Raw genomic sequence first — 16,462 nt, forward strand, 5'->3', positions numbered from 1 at the left:
CGGCGATCGGGGCGGCGGTGTCGAACTTCTGCATGATGTTCTCCTGCGACTCGTTGTCGTTTCTGATGAACGAAAAGCTACGTTGCTTTCCAAGTTCAGGCAAGAAGTTCGTTGCGCAGAAACCACATCATCGCAGGTCAGGGCATCAATATCGTTGCGAAAGCTTGAGATCAAATGCAACGGCCGGCACTGCGTTCATTGCAATGACTGGCAGTGAACGCTGTGCCGGCCGAAGCCCGTGGCCTCGTCAGAACGCCACGGGGAACAGTCCCTCGAAGGTGCCCGTGCGGGCCGCCCGCAGGGCCGCGAGGGTGCGGAGCGGAGTGTGGTCCGCGGTGGTCAGGGCCTGGGGGGTTTCCGCGCAGCGGTCGCCCGAGCACAGGCCCGCGCGGGTCCAGCCGGACACGGCGTCCGTCGTGGGGCGCTCCGCCCACAGGCCGAGCACCGAGGCCTCGAAGGAGGCGTCCTTGCCCGCGCGGTAGACGCCCTCGCCCACGCGCTGGGCGGCGGCCTCGGCGGCCGCCAGGCGGGCCAGCTCCGGGTCCTCGCACTCCTGGGCGGCGGCCCGCAGCCAGGCGCCGCGCACCACCGAGTGCCCGGTACCCGGGGCGGACGCCGCGGCGGCGGTCCGGGCGGCGGCCGTCCGGTAGACCGAACCGGCCGCGCACACCAGGGACTCGGCCGCGGCGGAGCCGCGCAGGTCGATCGCGCTCAGCAGCAGGCGCGCGTCGTCCTCGGGCTTCAGTCCGTCGGTGGACGGGGCGGGCAGCGTACGGTCCACCTCGCCGGCGGCCGCGCCGCCGAGAGCCTTGCCGATCAGCCGCAGATCGACGCGTTCCACCAGGGCGGCCGTGTCGTACGGCGCCTTGCGGCCGGCCGCTGCCGGCAGCCAGACCTCGCGGACCTGGCGTTCGAGGCCGGGGGCGAACCGGGCCAGGGAGCCTGTGCCGTTCGCGAGGGCGACGGCGGCGGAGGAGGCTCCCAGGGCGCCTTCCGCGGCCTGTTCGGCGGGCCAGCCCGCCCGGGAGTGCGCTCCGGGCGCCGGCGCCCGGACCCCGGCGCAGCCGAGGCCGAGCGCGACGGAGGTGGCCTGCGGATCGCTGCGGTCGGCGCCGGGCAGGGCGATGCCGCCGTCCGGGCGGACCAGTCCGGCGCAGGTGGCGGGGTCGAAGGCGGGCAGGGACACCCCGAGCTGGTCAGCGGCGCCGCGCAGGGCGGACTCGGAGGCGAGGCGCACCGGGTCGGCGGCGAGCCCGGTGAGCGCGCGGTGGGTCGCGGTGACGAGTTCGGCGGTGTGCGCGGGCACCGTGGCGGAGCCGCGCAGCAGGCCCGCGCTCTGCAGCAGGGCGGCGGCCGCGTTGGGGTTCGCGGCGGCTTCCCCCGCGGTCAGGGCCGCCAGGGCCCCGCGGTTGGCCTCACGGACCGGTGCGGGTACGGGCAGCGCGAGGCGGGTGAGCGCGCGCAGTGCCACGGCCGTGCTCCCGGGGTCGGCCGCGGAGGCGTTCGGGCCGGTCCGGTACCCGCCGCCGCTGCGCAGGGACTCCAGCGTGCGCTCGACGCGGTCGCGGTCGACTTCGCCGCCGACCGCGAGGCGGGCGTCCACGGCGAGTGCGACCTGGGCGACGGCGGGCAGCCCCGAGGAGGACATGCGGCCCTCCTCCGCGGCCGCGGTCCACGGGGCGATCCGGTCCGCCTCGACGCGGACGCCCGGGGTGCCGGCCTGTTCGGCCAGGCGCAGCCGCCATGCCGTCTCGTACAGGGAGAACGGGGAGTTCGTCGCGGACTGGGCGCCGTCCACGAACCAGCCGCGTTCTCCGTCGCCCACCCAGGAGTCCAGGAGCAGGGCGTCGGTGTCGACGGGGGGCACGGCGGCGGGCGCGGCGGACGAGCCGGCCCCGCCCGCGCCGCCCTGCTGCGGGGAGCAGGCGCTGACGGCGGCCACGGCGGCGAGGAGCACGGCGGCGCAACGCGCCCGCACCGCTCCCCGGGGGGAGCGGTGCGGGCGCCGGTTGTCGGCGGGCATCAGCTGTAGGACCTGTCCTGGCTCGTCACGGTGAAGAAGGACGAACCGAACTGGAAGGTGCCGGTGACCGAGTGGCTGATCCGGAAGACGTTCGAGTAGTCGTCCTGGCTGGGCGGGTAGAACGCGACCTGGTCGTAGGCGTGCTCGCTGTACCAGTTGTTCTGCACGCTGGTGGTCCAGCTCGCCTCGGCGAGGCTGCCGGTGCTCTTGACCGCCGCGCCCTGCGGCGCGCCGACCACCCAGAACGGGGCGCCCACCGAACCGATGCGCCAGTTGTCGGTGTGCTCGATGCTGTCCGCGTTGAACGGGCGGCCGCCGAGCCACGCCACGTCGGAGGAGTTGGCCGTGAAGATGGCGTAGTACTCCATGAACGGCACCTTGACGAAGCTGGCGCCGGAGGCGGTGAGCTCGCCCTGGCCGCCGCCCGGAACGGTGATCCGCTCGGACTTCGAGGAGGTCAGCCACTGGTCGCGGACCGCGAAGCCGCTCTGGTCGCCGTGGCCGCCGCCACCACCGTCGGCCTGGGCCTGGGGGCCCGCCGGGGCGGGGGGCTTCGGCGTCTGGCGCTGCGCGGCGCGCTGCTCGCGGGCCTGCTTGACGAGGTCGCGCTTGTTGCGCACCGACGCGTCGGCGGTGAGTACCTTCGCGTGCGCGTCCTCCTTGACCACGACCGTGCCGGGGACCGTGGTCGCGGCCGTCGCGGAACCGGTCGCGCCCTGCGCGATGCCGGTGGCGAGGCCGCCGATGAGCAGCGCGAACGTCGCGGCGTACACGGCGGTGCGCTTGCGCCCGCCGAGGGTGATCCCCATGGTGTGCGTCCCTTTCTGCATGGCGGTCGTGTCGGGTCCGGGAGCCGAGGTCACGGGTGCCGGCGTACGAAGATGTCGGGCTGGCCGTTGGTGTCACCGGCCGTCAGGTTGGTGGCGTACGAGGTGAACACCACGGTGGAGGCGTCGTCGTCGGCCTCGGGGAAGTAGCTGGCGGCGTCGGCCTGCTCGCCGGCGTTGCCGACGCTCTCGCGGCGCAGTTCGCCGCTGGGCAGGGTGGCGACGAAGATGTCGCGGACGTTGTTGGTGTCGGCGCCGACCAGGTTGGGGCCGGAGGAGGACATCGGGATGTGCCGGGCGTCGCCGGTGATGCTCGCCCAGAAGGTGCCGCCGGGGGCGGGGACCCCGTCGGCGCCCTTGTCGATCAGGCGCAGTTCACCGGTCTGCAGGTCCTGCAGGTAGGTGTGGTTCTGGCCGGTCGCCGGGCTCTCCGCGGTCAGGTTCGTGGCGTGCGAGTTGAGGACGACGTAGCGGTTGTCGTCGCTGATCGTGCCGCCGATGGTGATCTGGTCCGACTCGACGCCGGCGGTCGAGACCGACAGCCGGGTGGTCTTGCCGGTGGCGAGCTCGTGCAGGAACTCGTCGACCTTGTGGTTGGTGTCCCCGGGCGAGATGTTCGTCGCGTTGGAGAAGAAGGTGACGAACTTTCCGTCGGCACTGATCTGGGTGCCGTCGGTGGCGGCGTTGCCGGGGGTTCCGTCGGTGGCGCGGCTGGTGCGCACGACCTCGCCGGTCTCCATGTCGCGGACCACGGTGTCCCACACGCTGGCGGGGGTGTCGCCGGGGATGAGGTTGTCGGCGGAGGTCGCGAAGGCGACGAACCGTCCGTCGGCGGAGATCGTCGGGCGCATGCTGTCGCCGTTGCCCTGGGTGCCGTCGCCCGCCGCGGAGACCAGGACCGTACGGCCGGTGCGCAGGTCGGTGCGGAAGATGTGGGACTTGCCGTTGGTGGAGTCGGCGACCAGGTTGGTGGAGTCGGCGGCGTAGACGACGTAGCGGCCGTTCGCGCTGATGATCGGGTCGATGCCGGTGCAGCCGTCGGACTCCTCGCCGCGCACGCCCTGGTTGACCCGCGTGGTGACACCGCGGTACAGGTCGCGCAGGAAGACGTCGCTGCAGTCGTTGTGGTCTCCTCGGACCAGGTTGCTCGCGTGCGAGGCGAAGACGACCAGGCGTCCGTTCCCGCTGATCGAGCCCCGCTCGCTGGGGCCGTTGGCCGGCTGTCCGCCGACGCCGACGCTCACCAGGAGCGTCTCGTCGGTCGTCGCGTGCCCCGGGTGTCCAACGGCGGCGGGTGCGGGGACGGCGGCCACCGCGACGAACGCGAGCGCGGTGCCCAGCATCGCTCCGCACGCGGCCCTGACGCGGCCCGCTCGGTCCTTTCTCATTCATGCCTCCTCGTACACCGCTCGGCCAGGCGGCCGTCCGGTCGCGCAGAGACTCACACCGGGACCTCGGAAAAGGCTTAAGAAGGACTTGACGGCCGAGAACCACCCAGGGTGGCCGGGAGGTCGCGGAACGCGACACAGCCACCCGGATCCGCGGGGGAACGGATGATCCGGATGGCTGTGGACCTTAGGGGCGGCGACGGCCTCGGCCGCGGCCGCGAGCGGCTACTTCAGGGCCGCCCCGACGCGGGTGGCGCAGCCCAGGTGCTGGCCGACGGCGGCCAGTACGGTCTGCAGGCGGCGCTCCAGGCGGGACTCGACGCCGATGCCGGCGATCTTCTGGCCGATGCGGCCGGAGTTGGGTACGAGGTTGTGGACGCTGAGGACGACGCGGGTGCCCGCACCCAACGGCTCGACGGCGTACGTGCCGCCGTACCAGGTCTGGACGCGGACGCTGCGGGTCTCGCGGTCGACCGTGACCTCGAGGTAGTCCTCGCCCGAGTCGCCGAACCGGCCGGTGAACTGCGCGGGGCCGCCTTCGAGCGTCAGCCCGCCGCCCTCCTGGGCGTGGTCGCCGGCGAGGACGAGGGCGTTGCCGTCGACTCCCGCGTCACCTGTCCGGACGTCCAGCAGGAGCTGGGCGACCTGCTCGACGGGCGCGTCCACGGTGCCCGTGACGATCCACTTGGCCTGCTCGGTCTTCGACGTGTTCATGGCTTCCCCTCACCGTTAAACTATTCCTACACGTGGGACTTCTCCATGACTGGGAAATCTCGATCCGTCGAAATAAATGGTGCTCCCGGAGGTGCCCGATGTCAACTCGCCCAAGTTCCCCCAGGTCAGAGCTGATTGAGCAGATCGAGGACGGCGTCCGCGACAACGGCGGACGCGGCCAGCTGCTCCATCAGGCCATCGCCCAGCACTTCGGTCTCAATCCGACGGACATGAAGTGCGTGGATCTGGCCAGGAGCGAGCCCCGGCTGACGGCGGGCCGGCTCGCCGAGATCACGGGGATGAGCACGTCGGCGACGACCTCGGTGCTCGACCGGATGGAGCGGGCCGGGTTCATCGAGCGGGTCCGCGACCCGGAGGACCGCCGCAGGGTGATCGTCGTGTCCACGGGACGCCGCGAGCAGGAGGTCGCCGAGGCCTTCCTCCCGCTCAAGGACGCCATGCGCTCCCTGCTGGAGTCGTACGACGACGCGCAGCTGGAGCTGATCGGGGAGTTCACCTCGCGGGTGAACTCCCTGCTCAGGGAGGTGACCAGGGAGATCCCGGGCGGCCGGGGAGACGGCCCGGCCGCACCCGGGCCCGCCCCCTCCGCCGCGCCGCCCGTCGCCGTCACCAGGTGACGGGGAGCGAGGCGACCCCGCGGATCATGCCGCCGCCCCAGACCAGTTCCTCCTCGGGGACGGCGAGCCGCAGGTCCGGGAAACGGCGCAGCAGCGCCCCGAACGCCACCTGGAGCTCGACCCGGGCGAGGGGCGCGCCCAGGCAGCGGTGAATGCCGTGGCCGAAAGCGATGTGGCGGTTCTCCGGCCGGGTGAGGTCCAGCTCGTCCGCGCCGGGGAAGACGGCGGAGTCCCGGTTGGCGGAGGCCGTCGAGGGGATGACGGCCTCACCCGGCTTGACGATCACCGAGCCGATCTTGACCTCTTCCGTGGCGATCCGGATGGTGCCGCCGCTGACCGGCCCGGGGGTCCAGCGCAGCAGCTCCTCCACGGCGGCGAGCGGGAACGTCTCCGCCCCGCGCAGGGGGTCGAGCTGTTCGGGGTGGCGCAGCAGCGCGACCACCGAGTTCGAGAAGGAGTTGGCCACCGTGTGGTAGCCCGCGGTGATCAGGGTCGCGGCGACCGCGATCAGCTCGTTGTGGCTCAGCCGCTCCTGCGCCTCGGCCTCGGTCAGCCCGCTCAGCAGGTCGCCGCCGGGCTTGCGGCGCTTGTCCTCGACGAGTTCCGCGAGGTACTCGGCGAGCTGGGTGCGGGCGTCCGTGACGGCGCCGGCCGCGCTCGGCGCCAGCGTCAGCGCGGCGTCGGTCCAGTCGCGGAAGGCCTCGCGGTCGGCGGCGGGGACACCGAGGAGGTCGCAGATGACCGTGATCGGCAGCGGCCGCGCGACCATCGTGACGAGGTCGGCGGGGCGGCCGGACTCCTCCATGATGTCGAGGAGTTCCTCGGTGGTGCGGACGATGCCCTCCCGCATCCGCTCGGCCTGCCGGCCGGTGAACACCGAGGCGAGCAGCTTGCGCAGGCGGGTGTGGTCGGGCGGGTCCATCGCCATGATGGAGTCCGGCTCGGGGCTGGCCGGACCGAGCCGCGGGGCCCCCGGTCGGGTGGTGGCCGCGCGGCTCAGCCTCGCGTCGTTGAGCACCGCGCGCACGTCCTCGTACTGGGTGGCGAGCCAGGCCCAGTCTCCGGTCGGAAGGTCCACCCGGGCCACCGGGCAGGACTCGCGCAGCTCGCGGAACTCCGGTGGCGGGGTGAAGAGCTGACTGAGCTGGAACGGGAAGCGCAGCCCCCCGGTGTCGTCGGACACTGCCTTCCTCCCGGAAGAGATCGATGGCGTGCGGCGCGCGTTCAGGAGGCCGGCGCGGTCAGTTCTCCACCGCCATCTGGCCCATCATCCCCATGTTCAGGTGGCCCATCAGGTGGCAGTGGAACATGAACAGACCCGTGTAGTCGGTGAACTTGATCTTGAACTTGACCGTCTTGCCCGGCATGACCGTGACGGTGTCCTTCAGGCCCTGCTCGCCGGGTGCGGGCGGCGCCCCGTTGCGCTCCACGACCTGGAAGTGCTCCAGGTGCGTGTGCATGGAGTGCGGTATGCCGAAGCGGACGTCGGTGTTCTCGACCGTCCACAGCTCGGTGACGCCGACCTTGGGGCGCACGTCCACCCGGTTGATGTCGAAGTGCTGCCCGTTGATCAGGTGGTGCCCGGTCACGGGGTCGAAGTTCATGACGAACTTGCGCTCCACGGTCGGCGTGCCGATGTCCGGGACCGCGCGCAGGGTGTCGGGAACCCGGCTGGGGTCGGCGGCCTTGCGCACGACGTCGAAGCGCATGACCTCGGGGGCCTCGCCCGCGAACCCGATCAGGTTGCGCAGGACGATCTTCGAGCCGACCGGGTAGCGGGAGAAGTCGATCACGATCTCCTGGCGCTCGGCCGGCCAGATCTCCAGCACCCGCGCGGGCACCGGAGCGGGCAGCAGCCCGCCGTCGGAGCCGATGTGCGTCATCTCGTCGCCCTCGCCGAGCTGGAGCAGGAAGGCGCGCTCGTTGGAGGTGTTCGCCAGCCGGAAGCGGTACTTGCGCGCGGCGACCTCGAAGAACGGGCGCGGGGCGCCGTTCACCAGGATCGTCGGACGCTTCATGAAGCCCTCGGGGTCGTAGACCAGCGTGCCGTCCTCGGCGAACTGCGCGTCGCGCAGGTGCAGCGGCACGTCGTACTGGCCCTTGGGGAGGGGCAGCCGCTCCTCGAAGTCGTCCGTGAGGATGTAGGAGGCGGCGAGGCCCCGGTAGATGTTCTCGGCGTGTGCCTCGTGGGAGTGGTCGTGCATCCACATCGTCGAGGCGCGCTGGGTGTTGGGGTAGTAGAAGACCCGGTTGCCGCCCGGCGAGACCTGGTTGTTGGGGTGGCCGTCGGAGGGCGCGGGGACGTGGCCGCCGTGCAGGTGCATGGAGAAGGGCACGTCGAGGGCGTTGACCTGCTCGATGACGACCGGCCGGCCCCGGGTGGCCCGGATGACGGGCATCAGCTCGCCGTTGAAGGTCCGCATCTTCGTCCTGGTGCCCGGTATGACGGTCTTCTCGACCTCGCGGGTCGTCAGCCGGTAGACGTCGTAGCCGCCCCGGTCACCGCCGCGGCCCTGGGACCGGCCCGTGGGGCGCAGCACCTTCGGTATGCGCAGCGGTACGGCGAAGAGGCTCTGCGCGCCGGCCGGTGCCGTGGTGCCCGCGAGGGCGACCCCGGCGGGGGCGGCGGCGGCGATCAGACCGGTGGCTGCGCCTGCCTTGATCAGTTGTCTGCGCGTCAGCACGCTCTCTCCTCATCCCGTGGGTCTCCTCAGCGCATTCAGGCCTAGACGGCTCGTCGCGCACTTGAGCGCCGGTGGTGCCTACCGGCCATGCAGGGGAGGTGTTTCAGCCACGATGGATCTTGTGGTGGGCGGCTTGGGCACGCGGCCTGACCACCAGCAGATCGACGTTGACATGGCTGGGCCGGGTCACCGCCCAGCCGACGGTGTCGGCGACGTCCTGCGCGGTCAGCGGCCTCGCGACCCCGTCGTACACGCCGGCGGCCCGCTCGGCGTCGCCGCGGAAGCGGTTGAGGGCGAACTCCTCGGTGCGCACGAGGCCGGGGGCGACCTCGATGACCCGTACGGGGCTGCCGCACAGCTCGAGGCGCAGCGTGCCGGCCAGGGCGTGCGCGCCGTGCTTGGCGGCCACGTAGCCCCCGCCGCCCTCGTACGGCAGGAGTCCGGCCGTGGAGGACAGGACGACCACGGTGCCGTCGCCGGAGGCCACGAGGGCGGGCAGCAGCGCCTGGGTGATCTGCAGGGCCCCGACGACGTTCACGGCGAACATCGCCGTCCAGTCGTCGGGGTCGGCCTCGGCGACGGTCTCCGTGCCGATCGCCCCGCCGGCGACGTTCACCAGGACGTCCACCCGGTCCAGGCCGTCCGCGAACTCCCGTACCGCCCGGCGGTCGGTGACGTCCAGGGCGGCCGCCACGGCCTGGTGTCCCGCGTCCGCCAGCTCCTCGGCGAGCGCCTCGATGCGGTCCTTGCGGCGCGCGGCGAGCACCACCCGGTAGCCCTCGGCGGCGAGCCGGCGCGCGGTGGCGGCACCGATCCCGCTGCTCGCACCGGTGACGACAGCGGTACGGGTGGACATGCGGCCTCCTGCGGGGCGTTGCACGGGATCTCGTGACCCGCCGCATCGTGCCCGAGGCCGCTAGAGAACGCCTGCAACGGACCCCGCGCGGACGCCCCGCGGGGACGCCCCGCGGGCCCGGCGGAACGCCCCGCTCTCGATAAGACCTGAAGTCGCTCTTGAGGCGCTCTGCGGAGCATGCCGCATCCCGGACATCGATCCGCACCCCCGGGTGCGAGCAGCGTCCCGGCCGGCAGCGGCCGGGACGGAGGAGGAACCCCAGATGCACGCGACCCCAAGTGCCGAGGACTCGCAGGGTCCAGGGCACGGACTCGGACGACGCAGACTCCTGATCGGCCTGGGGGCGGGGGCCGCGACCGCCGCGACCCTGCTGCCGGCCGCCCCCGCCTTCGCGCACGACGGGCCGGACCGGCGCCACCGCGCCGACGCGGCCGTGATCGGCGCCGTCGCCACCGCGAGCGGGATCCGGCTGACCACCGACCAGGTGCCCGCGGGCCCGGTGACGCTCTCGGCGACCACCACCGACGAGCAGGTGCAGCGGCCGCTCGGGCTGGTCCGGCTGCGTACCGGCGTCGCCCTGACGACGTTCCTGACGCACTACCAGACGGCCGCCACCTCCAAGGACCCCGCCGAGCGGCGCGCGGCGCTGACGCTCATCGACTCCGAGGCCCAGTACTTCGGCGGGCCCGCCGTCACCAAGGCCAGCGGGAAGGTCGAGATCTCCTGGATCCTGACCCCCGGCACCTACCACCTGCTCGACTACACGCTGCTCGACCCGGCCCGCCCCGAGCTCGTGCGCAGCATCCGGGTCGGCGCGCCGGCCGGCCGCCCCGGCACCTCGGTGCCCCGCTGGGCACCGGACCTCATCGCCGCGTACGACGAGGGTCCGCTGGGCCGCTACCTGATCGGCAACACCATCGACGCGCGCGGCGAGTTCACCGTGGTGAACCAGACCTCACAGCTCAACGAGGTGATGTTCCTGCGCGTGACCCCGGGCGCGGGCAGCGCCGAGGTGTCCGCCTGCATGGACGCCCTGGCCCACGGCCAGCGGCCGCCCACCTACCCGTTCACCGGGGTGCCCTCGGGGATCACCCCCCTCTCCCCCGGCTCCACCGCGGTCCTCTCGCAGTCGCTCGAGCCCGGCCAGTACCTGGTCACCTCCTTCATCAGCAACCGCGAAACGCTGGTCAAGAGGGCCTTCGAAGGCATGTGGAAGCTCGTCACCCTGCGCTGACGCGTCGGTCGGCTGTCCGTCACCAGTCCACGAGAGAGAGATGAGCACAATATGAGGACGGTGGTCCCACGAGACGGACGGCGGCGCATCCTGCTGTCGACGGTCTCCTCGGATTCCCATACCTGGAATCTCGTCTTCCTGCAGCTTCTGCTCGAGGAAATGGGCAATGAGGTCGTCAATCTCGGACCGTGCGTCCCCGACCAGCTGCTGATCGACTCGGTCCGCAGGATCCGCCCCGACGCCCTGGTCATCAGCACCGTCAACGGCCACGGCCAGCTCGACGGCGCCCGGATGATCCGCAAGCTCCGCGCCGATCCCGTCGCCGGGCAGACCCCGGCGATCATCGGCGGCAAGCTGGGAATCACCGGGGACACCGGCGACCGTCCCGCCCAGGAACTCGTCGAGGCCGGATTCGACGCGGTGTTCACCGACACCGCGGACCCCTCTCTGGTCAGCCGACTGCTCGCCGCGCTGCCCGGCGGGACCAAGGAGGCGGCCCTGTCCCTGCCGGCCGAGCGCAGCGCCGACGGCAGATCCGAGCACCGTCCCGCGACCGAAGGAAGGACGGTATGACCCAGACTCTTCCCCACGGCGCGGACCGCCCCGCGGACCTGGGCGCGTTCGTCCGGCAGGCGGCGGCAGCCGGCCGGCTCGTGGTCCAGCCGCGGATGGGCATGGCGGACGCCGACACCATGGCCGCCGGATTGCGGGCCGTCCGCTCACTGCCGTTCCCCACGGTCGGGACGATCACCCTCGACGCCTACACGCGCGTCGGTGAACACGACCACGCGCGGGCGGCGCTCGCCGCGGGCGAGGGGCTCAACGGCTTCCCCATCGTGGTCCACGGGCCGCAGACCACCATCCGGGTGGCCTCCGAGGGCGCGGGCCGGCCGGTTCAGGTCCGGCACGGCTCGGCCACCCCCCTGGCGATCTTCCGGACGATGGTCGAGGCGGGGCTGTCGGCGAGCGAGGGCGGCCCGGTCTCGTACTGCCTGCCCTACGGGCGGACCCCGCTCGCCACCTCGGTCGCCAACTGGCGCGAGGCCACGGCGGAGTTCGCCGGGCTCAGCCGCGCCCACGGTCTGCGCGCCCATCTGGAGACCTTCGGCGGCTGCCTGATGGGCCAGTTGTGCCCGCCCTCCCTCCTGGTCGCGATGAGCCTGCTCGAAGCCCTCTTCTTCGCCCAGCAGGGGGTCTCGTCCGTCTCCCTGAGCTACGCCCAGCAGACGGACGTCCGCCAGGACGTCGAGGCGCTCACCGCGCTGCGCATCCTGGCCGACGAATGGCTGCCCCCGGGCGTCGACCGGCACGTCGTCCTCTACACGTACATGGGCGTCTTCCCCGGCACCCAGCAGGGCGCCCAGCTCCTGATGGACCGCAGCGCCGAACTCGCCGTCCGGGGCGGCGCCCAGCGTCTGATCGTCAAGACGCCGGTGGAGGCCATCAGGCTGCCCACCGTCGAGGAGAACCTGGCCTCGCTGCGCTCCGCCTCGCTCCTCTCCTCGCGCGCCCGGGCCGAGAGCCAGATCCCGTGGGGCCACGAGGTGGATCCGGGCGAGGTGCTGGCCGAGGCGCGCGCCATGATCGAGGCGACCCTGTCGCTGAGCGACGACGTCGGCGAGGCTCTGGTACGGGCCTTCTCCGCCGGAATCCTCGACGTGCCGTTCTGCCTCCACGAGGACAACCAGGGCCTGACGCAGGCGGCGATTGACGGCGAGGGCCGTCTGTACTGGACGCGGGCCGGCCGGCTGCCCCTGCCCGGGGCCCGGCGCTCCGCACCGCAGGGCGCGGTCACCGCCGGCCGGCTGCTCCAGATGCTCCGCTACACCGCGGACCGCCACGACCTGCTGGGTCTGGACGCCGCCGCGGAGGCCGACTGGACCGACGCCCCGCTCGAACTGCCCGACGAGCAGGACTCCGAGCCGTACCGGATCGCCGTCGTGGGTACGGGGCCGCGCGGGCTGTCCGTACTGGAGCGGATCGCCGCCCGCCTCGCCGAGCAGCCGCCGCGCCGCCCGGTCGAGGTGTACGCCGTGGACACCCATCAGGTGGGCACCGGGCGGATCTGGCGGACCGACCAGCCGGACTGGTCGCTGATGAACACGGTGTCCGGCGAGGTCACCATCTTCTCCGGCCGGCCCGACGGGGGACCGCACCGGGCCGGCGCGGGACCCTCCCTGTACGAGTGGTGGGCCACCGTCGACCCGGAGGCGGCCGACGCGAACGTCTGCGCCACGCGCGCCGTCTACGGCCGCTACCTCTCCTTCGCCCTCGACCGGATCGAGGAGGGGCTGCCGGCGGGCGTCCTGCGGCTGCGCCGGATGCCCGGGCGGTCCGTGGAGGCCCTGGAGAAGGAGCCCGACGGCGGGTACCTGCTGTCGCTGAGCGACGGCCGCCACCTGCGGGCCGACCGCGTGGTGCTGACGACCGGCCATCCGCTGCCCGACCTCCGCTCCGACCAGCGGGAACTGGCCGCCTTCGCCGGGACACGGCCGCACCTGCGGTACGTGCGCGGCGACTCCGCGATCGACATGCCGCTGGACGACATCGAGCCGGGGGCCTCCGTCGGCATCCTGGGCCTCGGGCTGTCCTTCTACGACGTGGTGTCCGCGCTGACCACCGGCCGCGGCGGCCGGTTCGTCCCGGACGGGGACGAGGAACTGCGCTACGTCCCCAGCGGCCGGGAGCCGCGGCTGATCGCGGGATCGCGCGGCGGGGTGCCGCTGCTGGCCCGCGGCCTCAACCAGAAGGGCCCGCAGCACAGTTACCGGCCGAGGCTGTTCACCCACGAGCGGATGAGGGCCCTGCGCGACCGCGGGCGCCTCGACTTCCGCCGCGACGTGCTGCCCTGGCTGCTGACGGAGGTGGGGCTGGTCTACTACTCCACCTACCTCAAGAGCCTCTACGGCCCCGACATCGCCGAGAAGTTCGCCAACGAGGTGCAGGACGTCGTCCTGCGCGACCCGGGCGACCCGGGGGCCGTACTGGCCCGGGTGGCCGCCCACCGGGGCATGGCCGACCTGCCCCCAGTGGACATCGAACGCTGGGCGCGGCCGTTCCGCGACCTCCGCTTCACCGGGATCGACGCCTTCCAGCGCGAGCTCGCCGCGTTCCTGCGCAAGGACCTGGAGCTGGCGCGCGAGGGCAACTCCGACGGCCCGGTCAAGGCCTGCCTGGACGCCATCCGCGACGTCCGCGGGGTGATCCGCACCGCCGTGGACTTCTCCGGGCTCGCTCCTGACTCCCACAGCCGGGACTTCCTCCAGGAGTTCGTCCCGCTCGTCTCGCAGCTGACGACGGGGCCGCCGATGGTCCGGCTCCACCAGGTGCTCGCGCTGATGGACTCGGGCGTGCTGCGGATCGTCGGACCGGGCGTACGGTTCGCGGCCGATCCGCAGGCCGCATCGGGGGCGGGAAGGTTCTTCGTCGAGTCCCCGCAGGTCGACGGCAGCCGCACCCTGCTGGACGCGGTCGTCGACGCCCGGATACCCGAGCCCGACCTGCGCCGCCAGCCGGGCGGTCTGAGTTCCCGGCTGTACGAGTCCGGGCTGCTGAGCGCCTACGTCAACAGGGACCACGACGGCAAGGAGTTCGCCACCGGCGGGGTCCACGTCACCGGTTCCCCCTTCCACCCGGTGCGCGCCGACGGCAAACCCGAGGAGGGCGTGTACGTACTGGGCATCCCGGCCGAGTTCACCCGCTGGTTCACCCAGGTGGGAAGCGCGCGGCCCGGGGTGTGGGGCGAGTTCACGGCGGACGCGGACGCGATCGCCGAGGACGCGCTGGCCGGGGCCCGGCCGCCGGGCAGCGGGTACAGCGGTCTGGTGGTCGGCAAGCGCTGGCGGGGCATCCTCGGCGACGAGGACGAGGGAGGCATGCGGTGAGCGCGCGGGCCCTCCCGGTCCCGGGGCCCGCGGCCGCGGGCCCCGGCGTCGCCGTCGACCCGTACTGGGCGGCGCGGCGCACGGCGGCCTCGGACGGCTTCCGGGCCGCGAGGGACCTGCTGCTGCGCCACCGTACGGACCTGGACACCGCGGCCGGGCTGTTCCGCTGGCCGCGCCCCGACCGGTTCAACTGGGCGCTGGAGTGGTTCGACGTGGTCGCGGCGGGCAACGGGAGGCCCGCGCTGGAGCTGCTCGACCGGGACGGCGGCGTCGAGAGCGTCTCGTACCAGGAGCTGTCCCGGCGCTCGGACGCGGTCGCGGTGTGGCTGGGCCGGCTCGGCGTGCGCCGGGGCGAGCGGCTCATGGTGGTCCTCGGCACCCAGCGGGAGCTGTGGGAGGTGCTGCTCGCCGCGTTGAAGATCGGCGCGGTGCTCGTGCCGAGCCATCCCGAACTGACCGCCGCCGAGGCCGCCGACCGGGTCGGACGCGGCCGCATCGACCACGTGGTGTGCCGGGCCTCGGCCGTGGGCGCCTTCGCCGGCGTGCCCGTGCCGGGGGTCCGCGTCTGCGTGTCCGGCACGGCCGAGGGCTGGACGGACTACCGCGCCTCGGACGCCGAGCGGGGCCGCTTCGTGCCGGACGGGCCGACCCCGTCGGACGACGTGGCCTTCTGCTACTTCACCTCCGGGACGACCTCGGCGCCCAAGCTGGTGGCGCACACGCACCTGAGCTACCCGGCGGGGCACCTGTCCAGCCTCTACTGGAACGGGCTGCTGCCGGGCGACCGGCACGTCAACGTCTCCTCCCCCGGCTGGGCCAAGCACTCCTGGAGCAGCTTCTTCGTTCCCTTCAACGCGGAGGCCACGATCGTGGCGCTGCCCGAAGGCCCCCCGGACCCCGCGCTGCTCCCGGGGATCCTGCGCGACCGGGCGGCGGACAGCTTCTGCGCCCCGCCGAGCCTGTGGCAGGCGCTGCGCCCGCACCTGGGCGCGGCCCTGCCCCGGCTGCGCGAGGCCACGAGCGCGGGCGAGCCGCTGCCCGCCGGCCTCGCGCAGGAGATCCTCGCCGCCTGGGGGGTCCCGGTGCGCGACGGCTACGGGCAGACGGAGACCACCGCGCTGATCGGCACCACCCCGGGCACCGCGCCGCGGGCCGGTCTGCTGGGCAGGCCGCTGCCCGGCTACCGGATCGTGCTCCGCGATCCGGACGGCGGGGAGCCCGGGCCGGCCGGCGAGATCTGCGTGGAGCTCGCCGGCGAACGCCCCGTCGGGGTGATGGCCGGCTACCTCGAGGACCCGGAGCGCACCGAACGCGTGCTCGGGCGGGGGTGGTACGCGACCGGGGACCTCGGTGAGCGCACGCCCGACGGGTGGATCCGGGTGCTGGGCCGGCGCGACGACGTGTTCAAGTCGTACGGCCACCGGGTCTCCCCGTACGAGGCGGAGGCGGCGATCGGGACGCATCCAGCGGTAGCCGAGGTGGCCGTGGTACCGGTTGACCACGCCGAGGGCGGCCTGGTCCCGCTGGCCGTGGTGGTGCCCGCCCGCGGGCACGAGCCGGACGGGGCCCTGGCAGCGGAGATCCTGGCGCACGCCGCGCTGGCCCTGTCCTCGGTGGCGCGCCCGGAGCGGCTGCGGTTCGCCACGAGCCTGCCGCGCACGACCTCGTCCAAGATCCGCCGCCGGGCGGTACGGGAGCTCTTCGCGGAGCCCGGGGCCACCGGGGGCGCCGGCACCGGCAACACGACCGACGACACGAGGAACTGACGCCATGACGGTGACGCAGAAGGACCCCCTTCCGACCACGCCCCTGCTGATCGAGGGCCTGGACCGGCCCGGCGAACTGGAGCGCAGGCTGAAGTTCGCGCCGACGACCGCCGACGGCCGGGTCGGGGTGGAGGTGTTCCCGCTCTACACGACCGCGCAGACCGGGCCGGGCGGCCCCGCCGCCTCCCTGGTCCGCTACCACCCCGGTGCCAGCGCGGCCCCGCACCGGCACACGAGCTACGAGATCATCATGGTGCTGGAGGGCGAGCTGATCACCGAGGACGGCCGCCACCCGGCCCACTCGATGCTCGTCATGCCCCCGGGCAGCGTGCACGCGCCGCGCACCGAACAGGGCGCGCTCATGCTGGTCGTGTGGGAGGCGCCCGTGGAACCGGCCGAGCCGGTCGACTGACGCTGTCCGGGCCCCGGCCGGCCGGACCGACGGCAG

The 16,462-nt window shown here is 73.2% G+C and carries 13 protein-coding genes; 6 read left to right on the forward strand and 7 right to left on the reverse strand.

Annotated elements, in window-relative coordinates; all coding sequences use genetic code 11:
* Positions 1-247: 247 nt before the first annotated feature.
* The 4 genes from ACWGDE_RS24215 to ACWGDE_RS24230 all read right to left on the reverse strand — a co-directional run bounded on the left by ACWGDE_RS24215 (position 248) and on the right by ACWGDE_RS24230 (position 4,952).
* Positions 248-2,023, reverse strand: coding sequence for a hypothetical protein (locus ACWGDE_RS24215; RefSeq protein ID WP_453391107.1), 1,776 nt, complete (start codon positions 2,021-2,023; stop codon positions 248-250).
* Positions 2,023-2,853: a hypothetical protein gene (locus ACWGDE_RS24220; RefSeq protein WP_453391108.1), complete on the reverse strand. Its 831-nt coding sequence runs from the start codon at positions 2,851-2,853 to the stop codon at positions 2,023-2,025. Before ACWGDE_RS24220 ends, ACWGDE_RS24215 begins: the two co-directional genes overlap by 1 nt.
* A 29-nt stretch (positions 2,854-2,882) precedes the next feature.
* Positions 2,883-4,238, reverse strand: coding sequence for a hypothetical protein (locus tag ACWGDE_RS24225; RefSeq protein ID WP_453391109.1), 1,356 nt, complete (start codon positions 4,236-4,238; stop codon positions 2,883-2,885).
* A gap of 225 nt (positions 4,239-4,463) precedes the next feature.
* Positions 4,464-4,952, reverse strand: coding sequence for an SRPBCC family protein (locus tag ACWGDE_RS24230; RefSeq protein WP_453391110.1), 489 nt, complete (start codon positions 4,950-4,952; stop codon positions 4,464-4,466).
* Between the two features lie 98 nt (positions 4,953-5,050).
* Here ACWGDE_RS24230 and ACWGDE_RS24235 point away from each other — a divergent pair, with 98 nt between their 5' ends.
* On the forward strand, positions 5,051-5,590 hold the full coding sequence (locus ACWGDE_RS24235) for a MarR family winged helix-turn-helix transcriptional regulator (RefSeq protein ID WP_453391111.1): 540 nt from the start codon (positions 5,051-5,053) through the stop codon (positions 5,588-5,590).
* On the opposite strand, the gene ACWGDE_RS24240 is transcribed toward ACWGDE_RS24235, so the two are convergent.
* From ACWGDE_RS24240 to ACWGDE_RS24250, 3 genes are all read right to left on the reverse strand, one after another.
* On the reverse strand, positions 5,580-6,773 hold the full coding sequence (locus ACWGDE_RS24240) for a cytochrome P450 (protein WP_453391112.1): 1,194 nt from the start codon (positions 6,771-6,773) through the stop codon (positions 5,580-5,582). The two genes, ACWGDE_RS24235 and ACWGDE_RS24240, sit on opposite strands and share 11 nt — an antisense overlap.
* Before the next feature lie 58 nt (positions 6,774-6,831).
* A complete protein-coding gene (locus tag ACWGDE_RS24245) occupies positions 6,832-8,274 on the reverse strand; it encodes a multicopper oxidase family protein (RefSeq protein ID WP_453391113.1) in 1,443 nt (480 codons plus the stop codon).
* Positions 8,275-8,377: 103 nt separating this feature from the next.
* Positions 8,378-9,130: an SDR family NAD(P)-dependent oxidoreductase gene (locus ACWGDE_RS24250; protein WP_453391114.1), complete on the reverse strand. Its 753-nt coding sequence runs from the start codon at positions 9,128-9,130 to the stop codon at positions 8,378-8,380.
* A 262-nt stretch (positions 9,131-9,392) separates the two neighbouring features.
* Here ACWGDE_RS24250 and ACWGDE_RS24255 point away from each other — a divergent pair, with 262 nt between their 5' ends.
* From ACWGDE_RS24255 to ACWGDE_RS24275, 5 genes are read left to right on the forward strand one after another with little or no spacing between them, the layout of a single operon-like run.
* Positions 9,393-10,364: a hypothetical protein gene (locus tag ACWGDE_RS24255; protein ID WP_453391115.1), complete on the forward strand. Its 972-nt coding sequence runs from the start codon at positions 9,393-9,395 to the stop codon at positions 10,362-10,364.
* Positions 10,365-10,415: 51 nt separating this feature from the next.
* Positions 10,416-10,937, forward strand: a complete 522-nt coding sequence (locus tag ACWGDE_RS24260; RefSeq protein WP_453391116.1) for a cobalamin B12-binding domain-containing protein — start codon at positions 10,416-10,418, stop codon at positions 10,935-10,937.
* The gene (locus ACWGDE_RS24265) at positions 10,934-14,248 is read left to right on the forward strand and encodes an FAD/NAD(P)-binding protein (protein WP_453391117.1); all 3,315 of its coding nucleotides are present in this window, start codon (positions 10,934-10,936) and stop codon (positions 14,246-14,248) included. Before ACWGDE_RS24260 ends, ACWGDE_RS24265 begins: the two co-directional genes overlap by 4 nt.
* Positions 14,245-16,014 (forward strand): acyl-CoA synthetase, encoded by a 1,770-nt coding sequence (locus tag ACWGDE_RS24270; protein WP_453391118.1) that lies wholly within the window; start codon positions 14,245-14,247, stop codon positions 16,012-16,014. The genes ACWGDE_RS24265 and ACWGDE_RS24270 overlap by 4 nt, the downstream gene beginning before the upstream one ends.
* Positions 16,015-16,018: 4 nt before the next feature.
* Positions 16,019-16,426, forward strand: a complete 408-nt coding sequence (locus ACWGDE_RS24275; RefSeq protein WP_453391119.1) for a cupin domain-containing protein — start codon at positions 16,019-16,021, stop codon at positions 16,424-16,426.
* Positions 16,427-16,462 lie beyond the last annotated feature (36 nt).

This window comes from Streptomyces sp. NPDC054956, from assembly GCF_053609185.1.